Source organism: Nocardiopsis sp. NPDC058789, from assembly GCF_042745575.1.
In the GTDB taxonomy this organism is placed as follows: Bacteria; Actinomycetota; Actinomycetes; order Streptosporangiales; family Streptosporangiaceae; genus Nocardiopsis; species Nocardiopsis eucommiae.
Genome location: NZ_JBHYOW010000005.1, coordinates 181,633 through 203,385, shown reverse-complemented (window position 1 = coordinate 203,385; position 21,753 = coordinate 181,633). Strand labels below are relative to the sequence as shown.

Genomic DNA, 21,753 nt, shown 5'->3' with positions numbered 1-21,753 from the left:
CCCGGGCGCGAGGCCACCACCATTATGTCGGTTCCTCCCCCTGAGCCCTCCGGGCCCCGTGGAACCCGGCGGCCGGGGCGCGGTTGAGGCGCAGCGCGCGTTCGACCCGTTCCCGCCGTCTCCGCGCGCTCCGTTCGCCCAGCCAGCCCAAGGCCACCGTGCACCCCACGAGCAGGGCCAGGGCCAGAAGGATGAAGAGCGTTCCGGCTCCCCGGTTGATCAGTTGTGAGAGGACCAGCTGGAGCTGAACCAGGAGCAACAGCGCCAGGGAGCGTGACCGCCACGGGTCCTCGGGTGTTCCGAGCTCCCGCTCCGCGAGCAGGACGACGACGTACGCCGTGGCGGGGTCGTCGGCGACGCACCCCTCCCGCACCAGGCGGGCCGCCCGGACCCGCGTCGGGGAGAAGGGCGTCCCGAACCGGGTCAGCTCGGGGTCCACGAGCGGCGGCTTCGACGCCCCGTGCTCGCGTCGCCATCGACGTGAGCGCGCCAGGGTGTACAGGAGCGCTGACAGGAAGACGACGACGAGGACCAGGGGTAACGCCCTCAGCAGCGTGTCCGGCACGTTCGACCACCTTCGTCAGTAGGGCTTGCGGAGCCCGTCCCCGCCGGGTGGGCGCTCCGGGGCCTTCGCGAGGGCGGCGAGGGCCGCGTTGGCCCGCTCCGACTGGCGGGTCCGACCGAGGACCCGGCGCCGTCTCACCACGAAGACCACGGCCAGCAGCGCCAGCACGGGAAGGAAGACGGCCAGGGCTCCCGAGGACGCGGTCCCGCTCCACACCATGTGCCCGACGGTCAGGGCCAACCAGGTGAGGTACAGGAGGAATCCGCACTGGTTCCACGGGTTCTCCCACCCCCTCCGGAGCTCCCGCGCGGCGGCGACCGTCCGCCGGGCCCGTTCGGGGTCGGGTGCGGACCGGCCGGAACGGAGGTACGGTGCGACGGAACGGCGCTCCTCGCAGGTCAGGGCCCGGTCGGTGGATGCCCGTTCGGACGGCGGTTGGTGCCGCCGCCTCCACCTGCGGGCCATGACCAGGCACGCGACCAGAGAGGCGAGTAGCAGGCCGGTCGCCGTCGTGAACGCCAGGGGAGGCGGAGCCGCGAGCTGTTCCGGAACGGGGGCCACCTCCTTGGTGCGGAACCGATCGCTGGTTCCTCGGTCCCCCTGTTCCCTGCCCCGTCCTGGCGTCGGAAACATCCGCCCCTCGCGTAGGGCGACGCTTCGAGCGGGTTCCTCCCGGTGGGGCGGTGGCGGTTGTCCACAGGTGGGGACGGGGACTGGAAAGCGGTGGGCAGCCCTGATTCACTGAAGGTCACGGTTCGTGTTCTCCGGAGGGTCCGGACGCCCCCGACGTCCCCCCGCGAAGGCGCACGGCCCGTGGCAAGCACGCCGGGCGCGGGCCCCCAGCCCCGACCTCCGACCCCTGGCCGGAACCCCCGCGTGAAGGAATCCCGGCGGTACTCCCCCCGCCGGTGAGGAGGTGTTCGGACGGTGCCCACACCACGGTCGTCGGCGGCCGCGGCCAGCACGCCCCGAGATGCGGCGGGACGCACCTACCTCGGCTGGCGGCACAGGGTCGTGCTGCCGCCGCCGGGACCGGCCCCGCGCCGCCCCGCGCCCGGGGACGCGGAGACCCTGAGCCAGGAGTGGGTCGCCGGACAGTTCGACAGCGAGGCCCAGACCAACCGGCCGCTCCACTACGCCCTGGCCGGGCTCGGGCTGTTCGCCCTGCTCTGCCCGCTGCTGTGGACCCTGAGGATCCTTCCCGGAAGCCTGGCCCTGGGCGGGGTGTGCGCCTGCGCGGCGATCGCGGCGCCGCTGGTCTTCGCGCTGCTCCAGAGCAGGCAGGTGATGGCCACCCGGCTCGAACGCGCGCAGGCGCGCCTGGCGGAGGAACGGGCCGCACGGGAGCGGGCCCTGCACGACCAGCAGCGCGCCCACGCGCGCCGGTACACCGAGTGGCAGGCCGCCGCACGCGCCTACGAGGCCCAACCGCGCTGGTACGGCGTGACCGTGCCCCCGGGCGTGTCGTCGGTCCTCGTGGTCGGCGGCGGTGACGCCGGATGGTCGGCACTGCTCACCACGGTCGGGATCTCCCGGCTCCGCGAGGGCGGCGACCTCACCGTCGTGGACCTCACCGGGCGTTCGGTCACCAGCGAACTGGTCCGGCTGGCCCGCCGCTGCGCGGTGGGGCCCCGGCACTGGGTCCTCCCGGCCGACCTGCCCAGGATGACCCTGGGCACCAACCTGGACGCCGGGCAGCGGGCCCGGGTGCTCTCGGCGGCGGCCGCCGCCTCCGGGCGGCTGGAGGACGCCGACGCGGACGAGACCCTGCTGCTGCGCCTGCTGGAGGTGCTCGGCCCGGACGTGGGCGTCGCCCGGCTCATCGGCGGACTGCGTGCCCTGGTCACCCCCGAGGACGACACGGCCGAGGACGACGCCGCCCTGGCCCTGCTCTCCGAGGAGGAGCGGGCCCGGGTGCGCGAGCGGTGCGCCGACGATCCGGGGGTACGCGAACGGGCCTGGACGCTGGAGAACCGGCTCAGCCCCTTCGAGGCCGTGGGCACCCGGGCCGACGACGGGGCCTACGCCCAGGTCAAGATCATCTCCACGGACCGGGCCTCGGGGGAGGGCGCGGCCCGGGTCTACGGCACCTACGCCGTGGCGGCGCTCAGCGAACTCCTGGAGGCGCGCTCGCCGGAACCCGCCGTCACCGGACTCCGCCCGAGGGCCCGGCCGTCACGGACCCGCAGCGTGGTCGTCTGCGGAGCGGAGACCCTCCCGGCCGAGGAGGTGGACCAGGTCCTGGCCGCCGCCTCGGAGGGCGGGGTGGAGGTGGTCCTGCTCTTCCGCACCGCCGTCCCCGCCGCCCTGGAGCGCTTCACCGACCCCGCCTGCCTTCCGGTGGTGATGGGCCTGGACGGCGACGCGGAGAAGGTCGGGAGAGCGGTGGCGGCGGCCGCCGCGGCCTCCGACCCCCGGGACCTGGAGGTGCACCGGCTCACCGAGGTGATCGGCGCGGCCGTGGGCGGCACGGTGGTGGAACCGGCCGAGGACGAGGAGGACGACGACCTCCTCTTCCCCTCCCCGCACACCGAGTCCGGGGCGCTGATCCGCAACGCCACGGCCGCGATCGCCCCCCTCGACCTGGTCCGCCATGTGAGATCGACCACGGTGTGGGGTCGGGTCACCAGCCAGGCCGCCGAGATCGACACCCCGGTGCGGCCCGACGAGGACGAGGGGCCGGGATCGCGCCCCCTCGCACTGGACGCGCGGTCCCTGCGTGGGCTGCCGTCCACCGCCGCCCTCGTCCTGACGCCGGGCGGACCGATCCTCGCCGACACCAACCCGGGTATCCTCACCCTGTCCACGGCCACCCTCGCGACGGTGGACGACAACCGGAACACCGGGACCAGCGGGAACGTTGGGCCGAGTGGTGGCGACGGGGCCACCACGGGAGCGCCGGTGCCCCGACGCGGCACCGGGGACGGCCGTCTCCGGGAGTCGCCCACGGGCGGCGCCGCGCCGTCCGGAGCCACCGCGGCGCCGAAGGGCGCCCTCCCACCGGACCGCGCCGTTCCGGACGACACCCCCGGGGCGACCAGCGGATCCGTCGTCCGCGACGCCGTCGGGGCGGCCGGGACCGTGGGCGGCACCGACCCCGAGAAGGTCCCGCCCAACCTCGGGCCGCCGCCCGAGCGTCTGGACTGGCGGGTCTGAGGTTCGGTGGACAATAAGCTTGGCCCGACACATCGCCCGCCGCCGAAGCGCGTTCGTGCGGGTGATCTACCGATCGTGGAGAATTGATGAGCGAGCTTCCCTTGCGCGCCCAACTGGCCTCGGTACTGGGCAGGAGCGCAGCCAGCCTGTCCAGGGCCACCGGACGCGGAGACGGCTCCGTCATCGGTGGGCGCGTCGCCCTCAAGGTCGAGCCGGACCTGCTCGCCAAGCTCGCCCAGGGACGTCGCCTGGCCCTGGTCAGCGCCACCAACGGCAAGACGACCACCACCCGGCTCATCGCGCAGGCCCTGCGCGAGTTCGGGGACGTCGCCACCAACGAGTACGGCGCGAACATGCCCACCGGGCACATCACCGCCCTGTCCGACAACAAGTCGGCGGTCAACGGTGTGCTGGAGGTCGACGAGAAGTACCTCCCGCAGGTGCTCAAGGCCACCAACCCCTCCTTCGTGGTCCTGATGAACCTGAGCCGCGACCAGATGGACCGCGCCTCCGAGATCAACCTGCTCGCGAAGAAGTGGCGGACCGCCCTCGCGCAGACCAACACCCACGTCATCGCCAACGCCGACGACCCGCTCGTGGCCTGGGCCGGGCTCGGCGCCCCGAACGCCACCTGGGTGTCGGCCGGGCAGCGCTGGAAGGAGGACTCCTGGTGCTGCCCCGAGTGCGGCGGTCACCTCAAGCGCGACGTCGACCCGCACTGGGAGTGCCCCGAGTGCGGACTGTCGCGCCCCCGGGCCACCTGGGCGGTGGACAACGACAACGACGTGCTGGTCGCCCCCGACGGTCAGCAGATCAAGCTCCGGATGAACCTGCCCGGTGACGCGAACCGCGCCAACGCCGCGATCGCCGCCGCCACGGCCGCCGGCTACGGCATGCACCCCGAGCGCACCATCGAACGGCTGCGCGAGGTCACCTCGGTGGCCGGGCGCTACACCTCCGTGGTCACCATGGGCGTCGAGGTCCGCCTGCTGCTCTCCAAGAACCCGGCCGGTTGGCTGGAGTCCTTCGCGGTCCTGGACCCGCCCCGCGTCCCCGTGATCCTCGCCGTGAACGCCCAGATCCCCGACGGCAAGGACACCTCCTGGCTCTGGGACGTCGACTACACGGTGCTGCGCGACCGCAGGGTGTTCGTCATGGGCGAGCGCCGGACGGACCTCGCGCTGCGCCTGGAGACCGACGAGGTGCCCTTCGAGGTCGCCGACCGCGTGGACGAGGTGCTGGCCAAGCTCAAGGCCGAGCGCCCCGACATCACCAAGGTCGACGTCATCGCCAACTACACAGCCTTCCAGCAGATCCGCACGGCGTACGGCCGCGTCCAGTAGGAGACAGACACCCATGTCGAACACCAGCAGCGCCCTGCGGATCGTGTGGATCTACCCCGACCTGCTCAGCACCTACGGGGACCAGGGCAACGTCCTGATCCTCAAGCGCCGCGCGGAACTGCGCGGCATCCCCACCGAGATCGTGCACGTCCACTCCAGTGACGCGGTGCCCGAGCAGGGCGACATCTACCTGCTCGGCGGCGGCGAGGACCGCCCGCAGATCCTGGCCGCCGACCGGCTCCGCGCCGACGGCGGGCTGGCCAGGGCCGCCGCGCGCGGCGCCTGCGTGTTCGCGGTCTGCGCCGGCTACCAGATCATCGGTGAGAGCTACGGCGACGACGAGGCCAACCCGCTTCCGGGCGTGGGCATCCTCGACATCCGCAGCACCCGGGGCCAGACCCGCGCGGTGGGGGAGATCGTCGCCGACGTCGACCCGGCACTGGGCGTCGGCCGGATCACCGGTTTCGAGAACCACCAGGGGCGCACCGCGATCGGCCCGCAGGCCCGCCCGTTGTCCACGACGGTGAAGGGGATCGGCAACGACGACCACACCGAGGGCGCCTTCCAGGGCCAGATCCTGGGCACCTACCTGCACGGCCCGGCACTGCCGCGCAACCCGCAGCTGGCCGACCTCCTGCTGCGCTGGCGCGTGGGTCAGCTGGACCCGCTCCCCCCGGCCTGGGGCGAGCGCCTGCACGACGAGCGCCTGGCCGCCGCGCTCCGCTAGTAACCTGGCGCGCCAGTACCCGGGAGCACGGCGCCGCACACGACCGGGCCCGGTGGGAATCCCCACCGGGCCCGGTCGCGTGCGGACGGAATGAATCCTCCGGTCACCGCCTTGTCACCCGACATGAAGGCAATAGCACTACAGCAGTACGGATCCGCCGACGACCTCGCCCTGGTGGACCTGCCCGATCCCAAGGTCGCCCCTGGGGAGGTCCTGATCCGCGTGCGCGCGGCCGGGGTGAACCCGGTGGACTGGAAGCTCGCGACGGGCGGCCTGGACCCCGTCATGGAGGCGGGCTTCCCGCTCGTACCGGGGTGGGACGTGTCCGGTGTGGTCGAGGCCGTCGGGTTCGACGCGGGGGAGTACGCCGTAGGGGACGAGGTCTACGGGTACCTCCGCAAGGACTGGGCGAAGAACGGCACCTACGCCGAACTGGTCTCCGCGAGCGTGCGCCTCATCGCTCCCAAGCCCGCCTCGTTGAACTGGCAGGAGGCGGCCGGGGTGCCCCTGGCCGGGCTGACCGCCCTCCAGTCCCTCAAGCGCGTCTCGGTGGGCTCCGGTGACACGGTGCTGGTGCACGCCGCCGCTGGCGGCGTGGGGGCGTTCGGGGTGCAGATCGCGGTCGCCCGGGGCGCCAGGGTCATCGGTACGGCGAGCGAGCGCAACCACGACCACCTCCGAGCGCTGGGCGCGGAACCGGTGACCTACGGGGACGGACTCACCGAACGCGTGCGGGCGCTCGCGCCCGAGGGCGTGGACGCGGTCCTGGACTTCGTCGGCGGCGGGGTGGCAGCCCTGCCGGTCACGGACCACCGGGACCGAGTGGTCTCGATCGCCGACCCCGGGGTCCTCGCCGACGGCGGGCAGTACGTGTGGGTCCGGCCCGACCACGACGACCTGGTGGAACTCTCCGCCCTGGCGGACGGGGGCGCGCTCAAGGTGCACGTCGACCGTGAGTTCCCGCTGGCGGAGGCGGCCGAGGCCTGGCGCCTGAACCAGACCGGCCGCACGCGGGGCAAGATCGTCCTCACGGTCTGAGGACCGCGCGGACTCCGGAGGGGCCGCGGACCGGTACCGGTCCGCGGCCCCTCCGTCCGACTACCTGGGCCTGCCCCGGAAGTCACTGAGGTCGGCGTTGGCGCCGGTGTCCGGGTCCACGACGACCTCCTGGCCCGCGGCGATCCCGTCCACGACCAGGTCGGCGTCGACGGGGACGGTGCGCTTGACCAGGCCCAGGGCGATCGGGCCCAGCTCGTGGTGGCGCGAGGAGGTCCCGACCCGGCCCACCCTGCGCCCGTCCAGCTCGATGTCGCTCCCCAGCTTCGGCAGCCGCTCGACGGTGCCGTCCAGGTGCAGCATGACCAGGCGGCGCGGCGGGCGGCCCAGGTTGTGCACGCGCGCCACCGTCTCCTGGCCCGGGTAGCACCCCTTCTCCAGGTGCACGGCGGAGCCGATCCAGTCCATCTCGTGCGGGATGGACCGCTCGTCCGAGTCCAGCCCCGGACGGGCGCGGTGCGCGGCGATCCGGTGCGCCTCGTAGGGCCACATGCCCGCCGGTCGGGCCCCGGCGGCGGTGAGCCCCTCCGCGACGGCCACGAGGTCGCCGGAGGGCACGAGGAGGTCGATCTGGTCCTCGGCGGCGCGGTTCAGCACGCCCTCGGCCACGGCCGCCACCCGGGAGCGCTCCGGGCCCAGCACGGTCAGCACGGAGAACGCGTCGGAGAGGTCCTCGACCTCCACGCGCAGCGTGAACACCATCGAGTCCAGGAACTCCGCGAGCGCCGGGCCGCCGCCGGGTTCGGTGTGGATCCACGTCGCCGCACCGTCGTCCACCAGGGACAGGTGGTGGCGCAGGTGGCCCCGGGTGTCCAGGACCAGGGCCTCGGTGGCGACACCGGGGGCGAGGTCCCGCGTCAGCTGGCTGGTGATGTCGTTGAGCCAGCTCAGGCGGTCCGGTCCGGTCACGCGCACCACGCCACGGTTGCTCCGGTCGACCCAGGCACTGGAGCGTTCCATCGCGCGGGCCTCGTGGGAGGGGTCGCCGTAGTGCGCGGCGACGTCGGAGTCGGGGCTGTCGGCGCTCACGGCACCCGGTGTGGTCAGCAGCGGCGAAGTCATGGAACCGAGGTTATCCGGCCCGCCAAACGCCCCGCGGCACCCCTTCTGAACAGGGAGGACGGAGCTCCGAAAATCACTTGCCCCACCCCGGCCACGGGACGTACCTTCGGAGCACGCAGGAAAGGAGGTGGTCCGAGAGATGATTCATTCAAGGACTGGCGAGGTGGCCGTCCGCTAGGGCGACGCCGAGCGTTCGCTCGACGTCGTTCGCGCGAATACCTGACGGACACCCGAACCCCGGGCTGCCGGACCTGGTCCGACCGGCCCCGCACACGCGGGACAGAGCCCGGGGTTCGCCCATGCCCCGACCACGGGTCGGAGCGCGACCGCGAAGGCCGAGTACGGCTACTTGCTTCCGGCCTTCTTCAGCTGAGCCGACATGTACGAGCGCAGGTCGTGCCCGCGCGCGGCCAGGTCCCAGGCGTAGCCGAGGGTGTCCCGGTCCTCACCGAAGAGTCCGTAGAGGCGGTGCGAGGCCTGCACCTCCAGACCGGTGATGGTGTGCACCACCGCGTTGGTGGCCATCTCCACCCGGTTCGCGAACACGTTGCCCAGGTAGGACTCGATGAAGCCCTCGTTGTGGGCGATCAGCACTTCCAGGTGGATGATGTTCTTCTCGTCGTCCTTGGCGTAGCGCGCCGTGTCCTCCTCGGACAGGGCACGCCAGTAGCCGGACTCCTCGGTGATGAGCTCTCCGAGCGTCCCGTCGGCCTTCATCCGCCAGGCCCGGCTCCGGTAGTCCAGGTACGGAGCTCCGTCCCTGACGACGAACTCGACCTCCTGACCGAACTGGAGTTCCTCCTCGTCGGCGTAACCGGCGACGCCGACGCCCTCCCAGCGTCCGAACAGGAACGACAGCTTCTCCAGATCGGGGTGTACCTCAGCATCCATAGCCAACGAGCCTAGGGCATGCTCGGCGGACACACGCCCTGCTCGGCGGCGCCCGGACCCCTCCGGTGACGCCCCGGCCGTGTGCGATCCGCGGCATCGAGGAGCCTTGGACTGGACATGCCCAATTGGCCCCGCTTTCCCGGAGAACTGGTAAAGATTGTCAGCAGACGCGGTGTGTCCTTGGGGCTCGGCGCCCGCAGTCGTCCTTGACCTCCGACGCGCTTACTAAGGGGCTGCCTGTGTTCATGGTGATCGGTGTGGCGCTGCTCGCCGTCGCGGTGGTCCTCCTGCCGTTGACCGTCGTCGGGCTGCGCCGCTGGCTGCGGCAGCGCGGGCTGGCCCAGCTCCTGCCCAGCGCCCTGGTGCCCCTCAGGGGCCAGAGGGTGACGCTCACGGGTGTGGCCGCCGGCGGGCCCTCCGGTCCCATCGAGTCCGGGCTGGCGGGCGCCGAGTGCGTGTGGCACGGCCACGAGGTGCTCCGCCACTACCGTCCGCTGGTCCGCGACCGCGCCGAGGGCGCGGTCACCGAGCGGGCCTGCGACTCGATCGCGGACTACGGTTCCGACGAGCTCTTCGGACTGGTGGCCGAGGACCGCACGGGGGTGGTCGAGCGCGTCTACGTCGACCCCGCGGGCGTGGAGCCGCGCGACCCCGAGCTCTGCCTCAAGCGCCTGGTCGGCCGCCCCCAGCCCGGGGTCGCCGCCGCCGCCGACGACCTCCTGCCGCGCGTGCGCGGCCGCATCTCCGGCGTCTTCCGGGGCGAGACCATCGAGTTCGAGTACCGCGAGTGGATCATCCGCCAGGGCGCGCGCGTGCGCGTCACCGGTGAGGTCGACGTGCGCGACGGCCGGGTGGTGCTGGTTGCCTCCGAGGGCGCCCCGCTCAGCGTCGAGCACGGCGTGGAGGAGGGGCCGGCCCGCGTCTCACCCCGTCGCCGCGAGGCGATCCTGCTCCTGGTCGCCTTCGCCCTCTGCGCGATCTCGGGCGCCGTCGTGACCGCCGCCGCGTTCTGAGTAGGCTGACCGCATGACTCGTTCCCTGGTGATCAAGGTCACGGCCGGTGAGGACTCCCCGGAGCGCTGCAACCAGGCCTTCACCGTCGCGGCGACGGCGGTCGCGAGCGGCGTGGACGTGTCGCTCTGGCTGACCGGCGAGGCCTCGTGGTTCGCGGTGCCCGGGCGGGCCGAGGAGTTCGCCCTTCCCCACGCCGCCCCGCTCCGGGACCTGCTCGCGGGGGTGCTCGCGGGCGGTGCCGTCACGGTGTGCACCCAGTGCGCGGCCCGCAGGGAACTCACCCAGCGGGACCTGCTGGAGGGCGTGCGCATCGCGGGCGCGGCCACCTTCGTGGAGGAGACCCTCCGGGACGGCGCCCAGGCCCTGGTCTACTGACCACGGACACGACGGTGCCCGCACCACCGGTCGGCGGTGCGGGCACGGGGGTCGGTGTCCGGACTACTTCTTGCCCTGGTTGGCCACGGCCTCGATGGCGGACTTGGCGGCCTCGGGGTCGAGGTAGGTACCACCCGGGTTGGTCGGCTGGAACTGGTCGTCCAGCTCGTAGACCAGCGGGATGCCGGTGGGGATGTTCAGCCCCGCGATGTCGGCGTCGCTGATGCCGTCCAGGTGCTTGACCAGCGCGCGCAGCGAGTTGCCGTGCGCGGTGACCAGGACGGTCCGGCCCGCGGCCAGGTCCGGGACGATGCTGTCGTACCAGTACGGCAGGGCGCGGTCCAGGACGTCCTTCAGGCACTCGGTGCGCGGCAGCAGCTCCGGCGGGAGCAGCCCGTAACGCGCGTCCCCGGCCTGCGAGTAGGGGTCGTCGTCGGCGATGGGCGGCGGGGGCGTGTCGTAGGAGCGGCGCCAGACCATGAACTGGTCGTCGCCGTACTCCTCACGGGTCTGCGCCTTGTCCTTGCCCTGGAGGGCACCGTAGTGGCGCTCGTTGAGGCGCCAGGAGCGCTCGACCGGCAGCCAGTGCAGGTCGGCGGTCTCCAGCGCGAGGTTCGCGGTGCGGATCGCGCGCTTGAGCAGAGAGGTGTGCAGGATGTCCGGGGTCACCCCGGCGGCCTTGAGGAGCTCGCCGCCGCGGCGGGCCTCCTCCTCGCCCTGCGCGGAGAGGTCCACGTCCACCCAGCCGGTGAACAGCCCCTTCGCGTTCCAGACACTCTCGCCGTGTCGAAGCAGTACCAGAGTTCCCATGGGAGCCAGCCTAGCGATCCCGCCCGGGTGGCCGCCCACGGCGGGGCCTACTGTTCGGGGGCCGGCTCGGCCAGGTGCGCGAACGCGCTCAGGTTGCGGGTGTCGTGGCCGCGCGCGAGGCGCCACTTCCACTCCTTGCGGATCGCCGTCGCGAAGCCCAGCTCCAGCGCGGTGTTGAAGTTCTCGTCGGAGTAGGTGAGCACGCAGCCCAGCAGCCGGTCCACCTCGGCGGGGGTCACCCCGCCCAGCGGCAGGCGTCCCCGGACGTACACGTCCCCGACGTCGTCCGAGACGAACGCCATCCCGTACATGTCCGAGCTGCGCCGGGTCAGCCACTGGTAGAACGCCGCGTGGTTCTCGTCGGGCTGGCGGCAGAAGAACGAGGTGAGGGTGAGGCTGTGCGGACCGGCCTCCAGCCACACCATGGTCCTGAGCTTGGCCGTTCCGGGAATCGTCACCAGGAAGGACCCCTCGCGGGGGCGTTCGACCTCCAGTCCGGCCTCCGTGACGGCCTCGGTGATCGCCCTGACGGCGCTCTCGCGCTCTGTTTCCGCTGCCACGTCCTCGCCTCTCGTCACTTCGCTCCCGCCCCCGTCAACGGGCCTCGGCCAGGCGGAGGCCGCGCGGGTTGAGGGTGTCCCGGTACACGTCCAGGAGTTCGTCCACCGTCCGCGACCACCCCAGTGTCGCGGCGTGCCGCGGCCCCGCTCCGGCCAGCTTGGCACGCCAGGCCGGTTCGGTGATCATCCGGTGCAGTTCGGCGGCGTAGTGCCGGGGGTCGTGCCCGTCCACGAGAACCCCGGAGACACCGTCGGCCACCGCCGTGGTCAGGCCGCCGACACGGGCGGCCAGCACGGGGGTGCCGCAGGCCTGCGACTCCACGGCCACCAGCCCGAAGGACTCGGAGTAGGAGGGGACCACGGTCACCGTCGCGGCCCGGTAGTAGTCGGCCAGGCGAGCCCGGTCCTGCGGCGGCTCCAGCCGCACCACGTCCGCGACCCCCAGGGAACGCGCGAGGTCCGTGAGCAGCCCGGGTTCGTTCCGGCCGCCCCCGGACAGCCCGCCGACCACGCCGACCACCAGGCGGGAGCGCAGGGAGGGGTCGCGTTCGAGCAGGTCGGCGGCGGCGCGGATGAGGACGTCCGGGGCCTTGAGCCGCTGGACGCGGCCCACGAACAGGAGGAGTTCGGCGTCGCGCGGCAACCCGATGCGTTCCAGCGCCTCCGTGCGCGCACCGGGGGTGAAGGTCTCCAGGTCGACCCCCGGAGGGATCGTGCTGATCTGCTCGTTGCGGGCGCCGTAGAAGCCGGTGAGCTGACGCGCCTCGTCGTCGGTGTTGGCGATGAGCCGGTCGGCCTGGCGGACCAGCTGGTCCTCGCCCCGCACCCGCGCCTCCGGCTCGGGGGAGTCGCCCTCGGCCAGCGCGGCGTTCTTCACGCGGGCCATGGTGTGCATGGACTGCACCATGGGCACACCCCACCGGCGGGCGGCCATGACCCCGGCCTTGCCGGAGAGCCAGTAGTGGCCGTGGACGAGGTCGTAGTGGCCCGGGTCGCCCTGGGCCTCGGCGCGCAGCATGCCGAAGACGAACGGGCAGAGGTGGTCCGCGAGGGTGTTCTTGTCGAGGCGGCCGTACGGTCCGGCGGGCACGTGCCGGACGTTCACCCCCGGTGCGAGCTCGACGACCGGGGGGAGGTCGGCGCTGGTCGCGCGGGTGAACACGTCCACGGCCACGTCGCGTTCGGCCATCCGCCGGGCCACCTCGACCACGTACACGTTGAGGCCTCCCGCGTCACCGGTGCCGGGCTGGTCGAGCGGGGAGGTGTGCAGACTGACGGTCGCGATCCTTGAGGGAACCGCCGTCTTCTGTCCCAGCGGCAGGGGTCCGGACACCGGTGGTTCCTCCGAGTCGTGTCAGCAACGAGTGTGCGAGCCGTAGTCGTCAACAGCGACGAAGGTACACACTGTTCCCCACCGCACCGTCCGAGGGGGCCGGGGTTGACCCGGCGGGAATCACGGTGTAGCCGTCCACCCGGACACCAGGAAGTCCACTGTCTCGGGGAAGGTGCTCCGCCAGGTCTCCAGGTCGTGGCCGCCACGGGGACGAAGGGTGTCGACCGTCATACCGTGTTCGGTGAGGAGTGCCGAGAAGCGTGCGGCCTCCCCCTGGATGCTCCCCTCCTGGAGCGGGGTGTGGTCCGCGCGCCCCTCCACCAGCATGAACCGGAGGTCGCGCACCTCCTCCGCATCGAGGAGGAGGTCGGGGGAGTGCGGGGCGGTGTCCTTCCCGAAGGTCCCGTGCGGGTCGTCCACGCGGTAGTAGCCCGCCCAGCCGACCACCTGGGAGTAGAGGTCGGGGTGGCGCAGCGCCAGGGCGGCCGCGCCGTAGCCGCCCATGGAGAAGCCGCCGATCGCCCGCAGCGATCGGGGGCGCGGGTGCTCTCCCTCGACCGCGTCGACAGTGTCCCGCGTGACGAAGCTCTCCAGTGCGAAGCGGCCGTCGTGGGCGTCGCCCCACTCGGTGGTGGAGCCCCCGCTCTCCTGGCCGTACGGGGCCGCGACGACGAACTCGACCCCCGAGCGGCACATCTGCCGGTCCAGATGGGCGCCCAGGTCGGCGTCCATCAGGGTGCGGTGGGAGGAGGCGGACCCGTGCAACAGGTAGAGGACGGGCAGGTCGGTGCTGTCGGGGCCGGGAGGGCGGCGGATCCACAGGGGCCGCCCCTCGCCGTCGGGAGTTCCGGTGTCGGGCAGGTGGACGACCTGGTCGCGGCCGGGTTCCTCGCAGACGGCGACCTGACCGGGGTGGGGGATGGGCGCGGGAGGGGGCGCGAGTTCCTGGGGCAGGATCGCGTGGCCGTGGGTCAGTTCGGGTTCGGGCGCGGACAGGTGGTGGCCGATCCTCTCGACCAGGTGTTCCGGGGGCGCGGTGGCCAGCGACGTGGCGAGCAGCACGACGGCGCAGGAGGAGACGAGCACTGCGGCGCGTCGGGGCATGGTGACGAACACGTCGAGGACCTTGGGGGTCGGGGGCAACCGGGAACCGCGCACCACGCGGCCGAGAACTGTGACCCACTGTAGTCGAATGTGTTCACTGTGCTCGGAATTCGCGGCGTACTGTCGGGGCCGCCCCCGAACCCCCCATCCGTCCCCTCCCCCCGGGACCGTCTCCCGGCCCGGCTCCGGCTGTCAGACGGCCACCGGGTGTCGCAGCCGCAGGGCCTCGGGGTAGGGGCGCAGGTAGGTCTGCTCGTTGGCCCAGGTCACGGCCTCGGCGGCGCAGTGGTGGCGGAGGAGCGCCACCGGCAGGCTGAGCGGCGCCTGCCCCTCCCGGTACTCCTCGATCCCGGCCAGCAGGTCGTGTCGGCGGGAGTCGTCCAGCATCGGGCTGATCATCCCGAAGAGGTGGTGGAGCACGTTGGCGTGCCTGCCCCGGCTGCCCTTGACGGCCAGGGTCCGGTGGAAGGCCTCCGCGTAGACGGACGCGACCTCCTCGGGGTCGCCGCCTCCCGCCCGGGCCACGATCCGGCCGGTCTCGCGGTAGCCGTCCGGTGAGTGCGCCATCAACTGGAGCTTGTGCCGGGTGTGGAACGCCACCAGGTCGCGCGGACGCCACGCACCCTCGAACAGGGTCCGCAGCCGTGCGTGCGCGAACACCCGCTCCACGAAGTGCTCCCGAAGGACGGGGTCGGAGAGGCGGCCCTGCTCCTCGACGGGCAGGTGGGGCAGGAGCGCGGTGAGTCGGGCTGCGAAGGCGCCCCGGCCGGTCCCCCGCTGCCGGTCACCGTGGTCGTCGAAGACCGGAAGGGCGTACAGGCCGCAGCTCGGTGACTTGTTCTTGAGCACGTAGCCGTCCAGACGGCGCAGTTCCCGCAGGTGTCGGTCGGCCACCCGGGCGAGGTCCTCCGTGTGGTCGGCGCCGTCCTTGCTGGAGATCACCCGGTTCTCGCCGGGTGAGTCCGCCCGCTCCTGGAGCCGCAGGGTGGGGCGCGGCACACCGAGCCCGATCTCCGCCTCCGGGCAGATCGGCAGCCAGTCCACGTGCCGATCCAGCTCGTCGGTGAGGAAGCGGAAGCGCGAGTGCCCGCCGTTGTAGCGCACGGGTGCCCCGATGAGGCAGCTGGAGACGCCGACGACCGGTCGGGGAGGCGGGTTCATGGTGGGGCCCTACCCCCTCCGACGCCGTGTAACCACCAAGGAACACGCCCGGTAGTGTGATGGTCTCGCAAAGTGAAGGAGTCCTTCGTGGGCACCCCCGTCATCGTCCTGTTCACACAGGATCTGCGCCCGCACGACCACCCCGCGCTCAGCGCCGCCCTGCGCGCCCCCGGGCCGGTCGTCCCCCTCTTCGTCCTCGAACCCGGGCTCCTGGCGCGCGCCGCCCGCAACCGCCGCGCCTACCTGGGCGAGGCCCTCGCGGACCTGCGCTCGGGCCTGCGGGAGAGAGGGGGCGACCTCCTCCTGCGCCGGGGAGACACCGCCACCGAGGTCGGGAAGCTGGCCCGGGAGACCGGCGCCCGAGCCGTCCACCTCAGCGCGGGCGTGAGCCGGTTCGCGGCCCGGCGCCTGGACGACCTGCGCGCCACCGGGCTGGAGGTGTGCACCCACCCCGGGCTGACGGTGGTCCCACCCGGCGACGTGACCCCCGCCAGCGGTGACCACTACAAGGTCTTCACCCCCTACTGGCGGGCCTGGGAGGCGGAACCGTGGCGCGCGGTGCTGCCCGCGCCCGAGAGCCTGGAACTGCCCGAGGGGCTCGACCCGGGCGCCCCGTTCACCCCGGACGACTCCGCGGGGGTGGGCTCCCTGGCCCCGGAACGGCAGGCGGGCGGCTGGACCCGGGCGCGCGCACGCCTGCGCTCCTGGACGGACGGCGGCCTGGCCGACTACGGGGACCGGAACGACGACCTCCCCGGCGCCGCCACCTCCCGTCTCTCCGCCGACCTCAGGTTCGGCTGCCTCTCCGCGCTGGAGGTCGCCACCGCCGCCCGGGACCTGCCCGGGGGCGACGCGTACGTGCGCCAGCTCGCCTGGCGTGACTTCCACCACCAGGTGACGGCGGCCTTCCCGTGGATCAACACCCGCGACTACCGGGCGCGGGACCGCGAGTGGCGACGTGACCCGGAGGCGCTGGCCGCCTGGAAGGAGGGCCGGACCGGCGTGCCGATCGTGGACGCGGGCATGCGGCAGCTGCTCCGCGAGGGGTTCATGCACAACCGCACCCGCATGATCACCGCCGCCTTCCTCACCAGGACGCTGTCGGTGCACTGGCGCGAGGGGGCCGCGCACTTCGACGCGCACCTCACCGACGGGGACGTCGCGAACGAGTACGGGAACTGGCAGTGGACGGCGGGGACCGGCAACGACACCCGGCCGAACCGGGCCTTCAACCCCTCCCGTCAGGCGCGGCGCTTCGACCCGGAGGGCGTCTACGTGCGCCGGTACGTCCCCGAGCTCGCAGAACTGTCGGGGGCGGGCGCGCACCGCCCCTGGACGGAGGGGGACGGGGAGGGCGTCGAGGGCTACCCGGCGCCGATCGCGGACCCCGGCCGGTGACCCGAGCCGGAACGGCCCGGGGGAGGGCCCGGGGGCGCACACCCCCGGGCGGACGGCTCAGCCGTTGTAGTGCCCGCAGTTGGGGCAGGTGCGCACCCCCGCGTTGAGGTACTCACCGCACCTCTCGCACTGACCGACGATGGGCTTGTCGTGCTTGGGGGACATGCGGGTGCCGGGATCGGGCAGCAGGGGGAGCCGGAGCACGGGATTCAAGGTCAACCTTCCGTTTCGGCCAGACCGTCGATGACGTCGTCCAGGACCAGGGAGCGGTCCCGGGCCGACATCAGACGCAGTTCCCGCAGTGCGGGGAGGGTGTCCACGCCGTCGCCCCCGGCCCCCGTCACCGTGCACACGCGCATGCAGTGCTGGGTCGGGGGCCGCCAGAAGTCGCGTTCGTCGATGGGGGCGATGCGGTACACCGTGGCGGGGTACTGGGACGGGCGGCTCGGGGAGTGCCACTGTTGGACGCGGGACAGGACGAAACCCGTGATCAGGGAGTCGAAGACACCGCCCGACGCGAGGTCGGACAGGGCGTCCTCGTCGCCCTCGGCGCGGCAGGCGTCACACCCGGCGAGTTCCGCGCGCAGCAGCCAGCGGGCACGCGCGTGACTCACCTCAGGGTTCTTGAGCTTGCTCGGATGCCGGTGTCCCATGGAACGGAGCGTACGTCGGACGCCCGGGGGCGCGGTAGACGGGGCCTTCCCCGGGGGCCCGATCCCCTTCCCCGAAAGCCATCCCGAATTAACGTGGGGGTGCCACGACGAGTAGTACTACTGGTCGTAGACTTGTGAACATGAATCGGCTTGGCGAACTTGAACGCGCGGTGATGGATGTACTGTGGGCACGCAACGAACCAATGACGGTTCGTGAGGTCGGAAAGGCTCTCGCTGATCGGGACCTGGCCCACACGACCGTCATGACGGTGCTCGACCGACTGGCCAAGAAGAAGGTCGTCGACCGGGCACGCGAAGGTCGTGCGTGGCGGTACCGTCCAGCGGCCAGCCGTGAGAACTACGTGTCGGAGCTGATGTTCGACGCGCTCGGTCAGACGGTTGACCGCGACGCGGCCCTGGCCGCCTTCGTCCAGTCCATGGACGGTGGGGAGGCTGAAGCGCTTCGTCGCGCACTCGCGGAAATCGAGCAGCCAAGGAACTAGCCCCTATGGTCAGTGCCGCCCTCCTCACACTCGTCGCGGTCAGCTGCCTCGTCGCCATGGAAGCACTCCACCGGGCGAAGTGGCCCTCCCGCGGTCCCTACACGGCGGTCATCGCCTGGCAGGCGCTCGGCCTTGCCTGGGGCGTGTCCACCATCGGCGCGTTGCTGGCCTACGGCCTGTCCTCCTACGAGCTCGGCGCCGCCGGCGGCCTGTTGGCCGCCGCCACCGACCTCCTCACCGGCCAGTTCATCGTCTCCGAGTTCTCGCAGGGGATCGAGGGCCTGAGCCACCTCGCCGCCGTCGTGCTCGCGGCCGCGCTCACCCTCGTGCTCTTCTCCGGGCTCGTCGCCTCCTTCGTCCAGGTGGTCAGGGTCCGCAGACGCCACCACGACCTGCTCGAACTGGTGGCCAGCGAACACCCCGACGTCCCGGGCGCGCGCGTGGTCGACCACCCGGCCGCCGCCGCCTACTGCCTGCCCGGGGTGCTGCGCTCCCAGGTGGTGATCAGCGCCGGGGCCCTGGAGGTGCTCGACACCCGCGAGCTCGCCGCGGTGCTCGCCCACGAGCACGCCCACCTGCGTGAACGCCACGACCTCGTCCTGCTCCCGTTCTCCTCCCTCAAGCGGGCCTTCCCCCGCGTGCGCCTGGTGCGGACCTACTACGAGAGCGTCGCGCTGCTCATCGAGATGTGCGCCGACGACCAGGCCCGCCGCCGGAGCTCCTCACGGGAACTCGCCATGGCGCTGCTCCGCTTCGGCGCCGCCGGGCCCGCGCCCGTGCCCGCCGGAGCGATGGCCGCCGTGCACGCCGCCGAACCCACCGTCATGCGCCGGGTCAACCGGCTCCTGCGTCCCGACGACGAGCTCCCGTACCACGCGGGCGCCGTGATCATGGGTGCCTCGGCCTTCCTGCTGGCCACCGTGACCTGTCTCTGGCACATCCCCATCTGACCGTCGCGCACGCCGCGCCGGGTGGTCCGGACCACCTCGCGCGCACCCGGTCCGTGATCTCCCCCTCTCTCGGGCACGATCCCCGCGTCCGGTCCGTTTAACGTGGAGAGCGGGCGGAACCCCGTTCGGACGCGTGTGGCGACTGGAGTGAGTCTTGTTCTTCTGGATCTGGCAGCTGATCTACCTCGTGACGTTCGTGGCCAGCCTGTACGCGTTCATCGAGGCCCTGAGGACACCCGAGCAGGCCTTCGTGGTCATGGACAAGCAGACCAAGAAGCTGTGGGTGATCCTCACCGGTGTGGCCTCCGGCGTCTCGCTGCTCGCCGTTCTGACCGGCACCGGCATGTTCGTCATCCTGGGTCTGGTCGCCACCCTCATCTTCCTGCTGGACGTCCGTCCCGCCGTGAAGGGCGTGGGCGGCAACCAGAACAACGGCCCCTACGGGCCCTGGTAACCCGGAGCGGCGGAACCCTCCGGCCTCCGGTGGCACCCGCCTCCGGGTGAACGCCGTCCCCGGCTCCCGGGGGCGGGGTCATCCGCCGTGCCGGGCCGAGGGCACCGGAGGCAGCACCTCCGACAGCGCCTCCGCGTAGGCCGGATCGCTCGTGTAGTGGCTGTGCCCCAGGATCTCGGGGCGTCTGGCCTCCCCGGGCGGGGCGTCGTAGGAGCGCGGGTCGGGCAGCGGTTCGGCCTGGTCCACCACCTCCAGGGACACCTCGGCACCGCCGTCGTCCGCACCGGCGCCACGGCGTCTGACCGGACCGCCGATGGCGTCGGTGACCCGCCACAGGTTGCGCCAGGCCGACACCCTCCCGGTCAGGTCCGCGAAGGACGCCGGTCCGAAGTAGGCGGGGAAGTACCGCGCGTACAGCCGGTCCAGCGGTGAGCCGTGGGTGATCAGACGGACCCGGGACCGGCAGCTCCGGGGCAGCTGCCACACGGTCGCGGCGGCCAGCACCGACCCCTGCGAGTGGCCGGAGAGCACCACGTCCGTGCCCTCCCCGGCCATCCTCGCCACCCGCGCGGTCAGCTGCGGCACCGCGCGCTCGGCGTAGGAGGGCGGGGCCAGCGGGTGCGCGACCCTCGGCCAGAAGGTCCCCACGTCCCACACCGCGCCCACCGCCTGCCGGGTCGGGCGGTCCCGGTAGGCGCTCCGGCCGATCCACACGAGGGCCACCAGGCTGACCCCGCCGAGGAGCGACCCCACCCCCACCAGGGCGTCCAACGCGCTCTGGACCGCCCCCTGGAACTCCCCGGCCACGGCCATGGGCGCGTCCACCGGACCGGCGACCAGGTTCCCGCTGATGATCGAGTAGAGCGCCAGCCCCACCAGGGGCACCACCGGGAGCAGCAGCGCGGCGAGCACCGTGGGCAGCACCTCGGTCATCCGACCGGCCGCCCTGGCCCTGGCGATGTCCCAGGTCCGGCGGTCCCGCACACTCCGCGAGTACAGCGAGGTCACCTCGGGCAGCTGCGCCCGCACCGCCCCGCGCAGGCGCAGGGCCAGGACCGCCACCACGGCCAGCACGATCACCGCCTCGAAGGCGAACGCCAGCTGCAACCACGAGTAGGCGGTCGGCGGCGACAGCGCCAGGCATCCGGCCTCGGGCGCGCTCACGGGGCCGCAGCCGCTCAACCACAGGGAACCCTGGTACACCAGCGCGGCCGAGAACCCGCCACCGAGCAGTGTCCCGAGCGCCGCCGTCGACGGACCGGCCAGCCCGCGCATGGCGGTGCGCTCGTGCGGGCGGTCCACCGCGAACAGCACCAGGGCCGCCACCAGCAGCATCAGCACCAGTGCGCCCTGGATGGCGAAGAGCGTGTTCAGCATGGTGCCGCTGCCCGGGAGCCGTCCCTCGGCCACCCAGCCGGGGCGCGGCCAGACCGTGTAGAGCGCGACGGCGAACACCAGGACGAGCATGGTGTCCCGCAGCACCCGGCAGAACCGGTCGGCCCGGGCGTTCCACCGGGGGTCCAGCCCGGGCACGAGGACGCTCGCGGTGCTCGCCGCCGCCACGGTCGCCAGCAGGAGCGCCAGCAGGGTCCCAAGCCACCAGAGACCCGGCTCGGCGGCCGACCCCCCGCCCCGGGCCGAGAGGTCGTACTGGAACGCGGGCACCAGCAGCAGGGCCGCGACCGTGCCCACCGCCAGCGCGATGTGGGCCGACCTCAGCCGGGCCATGATCTCGCTGTTGCGCCAGAAGTCCGGGTGGCTCAGCGGGGCGTCCTCGGAGTGGTCCGGCGGCACCGGGCCGGTCACCACCTCGTAGTCGGCGGCCGTTCTCCGGGAGAGCCGCCACAGCACCACGATCACCGCCGCGGGCAGCACCGCCCCCACCAGCAGGCCCCACCCCGGCGCGGACAGCGGGGAGGAGGGTGCGGCCAGGAAGGACAGCCACGGACGCGCCTGGACGCAGGTCTCACCCAGCCCCGCGCACTGCCAGCCCACCAGGTCCATTCCGATCCCGGCCGAGGCCAGGGTGATGAGCACGGTCAGCGACAGCGCCAGCAGCCGCACCCCCGCCCCGTAGGCGATGCTGGCCGCCCTGCGGACCCCGGTCTGGCCCCGGTCCATCCGGCCCGGCCGCATCCAGTACGCCACGTTGAGCATCATGAACGGCAGCAGCAGGAGCCAGAACGCCCGCGTGGAGCTGCCCGAGGTCAGGTTGCCCCAGGCGAAGATCTCGCGCCGCACCCCCGGGACGCTCTGCGTGTCCGGCTCACGCCGCCAGCGGAAGAAGCCCGCGAGCCGGTCGCCGCCCACACGCATGGCCGGCTCCACGTCCAGGAGCTCCTCGGCCTGGCCGCCGCTGACCCCGTGCACGCGCAGCTCCACGCAGTTGCGGACGGGAGCGGACCGGGGCTCGGCGGTGGGCGCGACCGGGGGCACGACGGTGGTGACCGCGGTGTCCACGGGGGAGCGTCTGACGGCGGGGGCCCGGGTGGCGGAGAGGGAGGGTGACGCGGGGCGAGGGTGCTCGGGCTCGTACGAGCCGGAGGGTTCGGGGGTGTCCGGCATGTCAGCATCCTGCCACGCACAGTCGCGATGAAACACGGAAAGCCGGAGCCTGTGGACAACCCGTGACCAGGCG

General features: G+C 72.8%; 22 protein-coding genes. 10 read left to right on the top strand and 12 right to left on the bottom strand.

The features are described from left to right. Positions 1 to 22: 22 nt before the first annotated feature. Together ACFW3L_RS08775 and ACFW3L_RS08770 are read right to left on the bottom strand one after the other, a co-directional pair. Positions 23 to 565 carry a hypothetical protein gene (locus tag ACFW3L_RS08775; RefSeq protein ID WP_378737963.1) on the bottom strand — a complete coding sequence of 181 codons (543 nt, stop codon included), beginning with the start codon at positions 563 to 565 and terminating at the stop codon, positions 23 to 25. 15 nt (positions 566 to 580) lie between these two features. Beyond that, complete coding sequence (locus ACFW3L_RS08770; RefSeq protein ID WP_378737961.1) at positions 581 to 1,126, bottom strand: hypothetical protein; 546 nt, start codon at positions 1,124 to 1,126, stop codon at positions 581 to 583. A 366-nt stretch (positions 1,127 to 1,492) separates the two neighbouring features. Here ACFW3L_RS08770 and ACFW3L_RS08765 point away from each other — a divergent pair, with 366 nt between their 5' ends. The 4 genes from ACFW3L_RS08765 (at position 1,493) to ACFW3L_RS08750 (ending at position 6,829) form a co-directional block, all read left to right on the top strand. Beyond that, complete coding sequence (locus tag ACFW3L_RS08765) at positions 1,493 to 3,721, top strand: hypothetical protein (RefSeq protein WP_378737959.1); 2,229 nt, start codon at positions 1,493 to 1,495, stop codon at positions 3,719 to 3,721. 86 nt (positions 3,722 to 3,807) lie between these two features. Then, positions 3,808 to 5,064, top strand: coding sequence for a MurT ligase domain-containing protein (locus ACFW3L_RS08760; protein ID WP_378737957.1), 1,257 nt, complete (start codon positions 3,808 to 3,810; stop codon positions 5,062 to 5,064). A gap of 13 nt (positions 5,065 to 5,077) precedes the next feature. Further along, positions 5,078 to 5,791 carry a type 1 glutamine amidotransferase gene (locus tag ACFW3L_RS08755; RefSeq protein WP_378737955.1) on the top strand — a complete coding sequence of 238 codons (714 nt, stop codon included), beginning with the start codon at positions 5,078 to 5,080 and terminating at the stop codon, positions 5,789 to 5,791. A gap of 123 nt (positions 5,792 to 5,914) precedes the next feature. Then, the gene (locus ACFW3L_RS08750; RefSeq protein WP_378738318.1) at positions 5,915 to 6,829 is read left to right on the top strand and encodes an NADP-dependent oxidoreductase; all 915 of its coding nucleotides are present in this window, start codon (positions 5,915 to 5,917) and stop codon (positions 6,827 to 6,829) included. Positions 6,830 to 6,889: 60 nt separating this feature from the next. Here ACFW3L_RS08750 and ACFW3L_RS08745 read toward each other — a convergent pair whose 3' ends face one another. Beyond that, entirely contained in the window at positions 6,890 to 7,909 is a 1,020-nt protein-coding gene (locus tag ACFW3L_RS08745) for a YgfZ/GcvT domain-containing protein (RefSeq protein ID WP_378737953.1), read from the bottom strand. Between the two features lie 345 nt (positions 7,910 to 8,254). Next, a complete protein-coding gene (locus ACFW3L_RS08740) occupies positions 8,255 to 8,800 on the bottom strand; it encodes an FABP family protein (protein WP_378737951.1) in 546 nt (181 codons plus the stop codon). Between the two features lie 245 nt (positions 8,801 to 9,045). Here ACFW3L_RS08740 and ACFW3L_RS08735 point away from each other — a divergent pair, with 245 nt between their 5' ends. Next, positions 9,046 to 9,813 (top strand): hypothetical protein, encoded by a 768-nt coding sequence (locus ACFW3L_RS08735; RefSeq protein WP_378738316.1) that lies wholly within the window; start codon positions 9,046 to 9,048, stop codon positions 9,811 to 9,813. Positions 9,814 to 9,826: 13 nt separating this feature from the next. Further along, the gene (locus ACFW3L_RS08730; RefSeq protein WP_378737949.1) at positions 9,827 to 10,189 is read left to right on the top strand and encodes a DsrE family protein; all 363 of its coding nucleotides are present in this window, start codon (positions 9,827 to 9,829) and stop codon (positions 10,187 to 10,189) included. A gap of 63 nt (positions 10,190 to 10,252) precedes the next feature. On the opposite strand, the gene ACFW3L_RS08725 is transcribed toward ACFW3L_RS08730, so the two are convergent. From ACFW3L_RS08725 to ACFW3L_RS08705, 5 genes are all read right to left on the bottom strand, one after another. Then, positions 10,253 to 10,999, bottom strand: coding sequence for a phosphoglyceromutase (locus ACFW3L_RS08725; protein WP_378737947.1), 747 nt, complete (start codon positions 10,997 to 10,999; stop codon positions 10,253 to 10,255). Between the two features lie 47 nt (positions 11,000 to 11,046). Then, positions 11,047 to 11,559, bottom strand: a complete 513-nt coding sequence (locus tag ACFW3L_RS08720) for a YbjN domain-containing protein (protein ID WP_378737945.1) — start codon at positions 11,557 to 11,559, stop codon at positions 11,047 to 11,049. Positions 11,560 to 11,593: 34 nt separating this feature from the next. Continuing rightward, a complete protein-coding gene (mshA, locus tag ACFW3L_RS08715; RefSeq protein WP_378737943.1) occupies positions 11,594 to 12,892 on the bottom strand; it encodes a D-inositol-3-phosphate glycosyltransferase in 1,299 nt (432 codons plus the stop codon). A gap of 120 nt (positions 12,893 to 13,012) precedes the next feature. Continuing rightward, on the bottom strand, positions 13,013 to 14,008 hold the full coding sequence (locus tag ACFW3L_RS08710; RefSeq protein ID WP_378738313.1) for an alpha/beta hydrolase: 996 nt from the start codon (positions 14,006 to 14,008) through the stop codon (positions 13,013 to 13,015). Positions 14,009 to 14,188: 180 nt separating this feature from the next. Further along, positions 14,189 to 15,157 (bottom strand): YbgA family protein, encoded by a 969-nt coding sequence (locus tag ACFW3L_RS08705; protein WP_378737941.1) that lies wholly within the window; start codon positions 15,155 to 15,157, stop codon positions 14,189 to 14,191. Between the two features lie 87 nt (positions 15,158 to 15,244). Here ACFW3L_RS08705 and ACFW3L_RS08700 point away from each other — a divergent pair, with 87 nt between their 5' ends. Next, complete coding sequence (locus tag ACFW3L_RS08700; RefSeq protein WP_378737939.1) at positions 15,245 to 16,555, top strand: cryptochrome/photolyase family protein; 1,311 nt, start codon at positions 15,245 to 15,247, stop codon at positions 16,553 to 16,555. Between the two features lie 57 nt (positions 16,556 to 16,612). Here the strand turns inward: ACFW3L_RS08700 and ACFW3L_RS08695 are convergent, their stop codons facing one another. Further along, on the bottom strand, positions 16,613 to 16,768 hold the full coding sequence (locus ACFW3L_RS08695; protein WP_352387987.1) for a hypothetical protein: 156 nt from the start codon (positions 16,766 to 16,768) through the stop codon (positions 16,613 to 16,615). A gap of 2 nt (positions 16,769 to 16,770) precedes the next feature. After that, on the bottom strand, positions 16,771 to 17,208 hold the full coding sequence (locus tag ACFW3L_RS08690; RefSeq protein WP_352387985.1) for a hypothetical protein: 438 nt from the start codon (positions 17,206 to 17,208) through the stop codon (positions 16,771 to 16,773). 140 nt (positions 17,209 to 17,348) lie between these two features. On the opposite strand from ACFW3L_RS08690, the gene ACFW3L_RS08685 reads away from it, so the two are divergent. The 3 genes from ACFW3L_RS08685 (at position 17,349) to ACFW3L_RS08675 (ending at position 19,115) form a co-directional block, all read left to right on the top strand. After that, positions 17,349 to 17,711: a BlaI/MecI/CopY family transcriptional regulator gene (locus ACFW3L_RS08685; RefSeq protein ID WP_352387983.1), complete on the top strand. Its 363-nt coding sequence runs from the start codon at positions 17,349 to 17,351 to the stop codon at positions 17,709 to 17,711. 5 nt (positions 17,712 to 17,716) lie between these two features. Further along, positions 17,717 to 18,661 (top strand): M56 family metallopeptidase, encoded by a 945-nt coding sequence (locus ACFW3L_RS08680; protein ID WP_378737936.1) that lies wholly within the window; start codon positions 17,717 to 17,719, stop codon positions 18,659 to 18,661. Positions 18,662 to 18,815: 154 nt separating this feature from the next. Further along, positions 18,816 to 19,115 carry a DUF2516 family protein gene (locus ACFW3L_RS08675; RefSeq protein WP_017544166.1) on the top strand — a complete coding sequence of 100 codons (300 nt, stop codon included), beginning with the start codon at positions 18,816 to 18,818 and terminating at the stop codon, positions 19,113 to 19,115. A gap of 78 nt (positions 19,116 to 19,193) precedes the next feature. Here the strand turns inward: ACFW3L_RS08675 and ACFW3L_RS08670 are convergent, their stop codons facing one another. Further along, complete coding sequence (locus ACFW3L_RS08670; protein WP_378737933.1) at positions 19,194 to 21,680, bottom strand: hypothetical protein; 2,487 nt, start codon at positions 21,678 to 21,680, stop codon at positions 19,194 to 19,196. Positions 21,681 to 21,753 lie beyond the last annotated feature (73 nt).

What these genes read in the sequence shown, in the direction of transcription:
- ACFW3L_RS08680 (WP_378737936.1), top strand. Translation starts at nt 17,717, where the DNA reads ATGGTCAGTGCCGCCCTCCTCACACTCGTCGCGGTCAGCTGCCTCGTC.
- ACFW3L_RS08760 (WP_378737957.1), top strand. Translation starts at nt 3,808, where the DNA reads ATGAGCGAGCTTCCCTTGCGCGCCCAACTGGCCTCGGTACTGGGCAGG.
- ACFW3L_RS08690 (WP_352387985.1), bottom strand. Translation starts at nt 17,208, where the DNA reads ATGGGACACCGGCATCCGAGCAAGCTCAAGAACCCTGAGGTGAGTCAC.
- ACFW3L_RS08750 (WP_378738318.1), top strand. Translation starts at nt 5,915, where the DNA reads ATGAAGGCAATAGCACTACAGCAGTACGGATCCGCCGACGACCTCGCC.
- ACFW3L_RS08685 (WP_352387983.1), top strand. Translation starts at nt 17,349, where the DNA reads ATGAATCGGCTTGGCGAACTTGAACGCGCGGTGATGGATGTACTGTGG.
- ACFW3L_RS08740 (WP_378737951.1), bottom strand. Translation starts at nt 8,800, where the DNA reads ATGGATGCTGAGGTACACCCCGATCTGGAGAAGCTGTCGTTCCTGTTC.
- ACFW3L_RS08725 (WP_378737947.1), bottom strand. Translation starts at nt 10,999, where the DNA reads ATGGGAACTCTGGTACTGCTTCGACACGGCGAGAGTGTCTGGAACGCG.
- ACFW3L_RS08755 (WP_378737955.1), top strand. Translation starts at nt 5,078, where the DNA reads ATGTCGAACACCAGCAGCGCCCTGCGGATCGTGTGGATCTACCCCGAC.
- ACFW3L_RS08705 (WP_378737941.1), bottom strand. Translation starts at nt 15,157, where the DNA reads ATGAACCCGCCTCCCCGACCGGTCGTCGGCGTCTCCAGCTGCCTCATC.
- ACFW3L_RS08735 (WP_378738316.1), top strand. Translation starts at nt 9,046, where the DNA reads ATGGTGATCGGTGTGGCGCTGCTCGCCGTCGCGGTGGTCCTCCTGCCG.
- ACFW3L_RS08670 (WP_378737933.1), bottom strand. Translation starts at nt 21,680, where the DNA reads ATGCCGGACACCCCCGAACCCTCCGGCTCGTACGAGCCCGAGCACCCT.
- ACFW3L_RS08745 (WP_378737953.1), bottom strand. Translation starts at nt 7,909, where the DNA reads ATGACTTCGCCGCTGCTGACCACACCGGGTGCCGTGAGCGCCGACAGC.
- ACFW3L_RS08730 (WP_378737949.1), top strand. Translation starts at nt 9,827, where the DNA reads ATGACTCGTTCCCTGGTGATCAAGGTCACGGCCGGTGAGGACTCCCCG.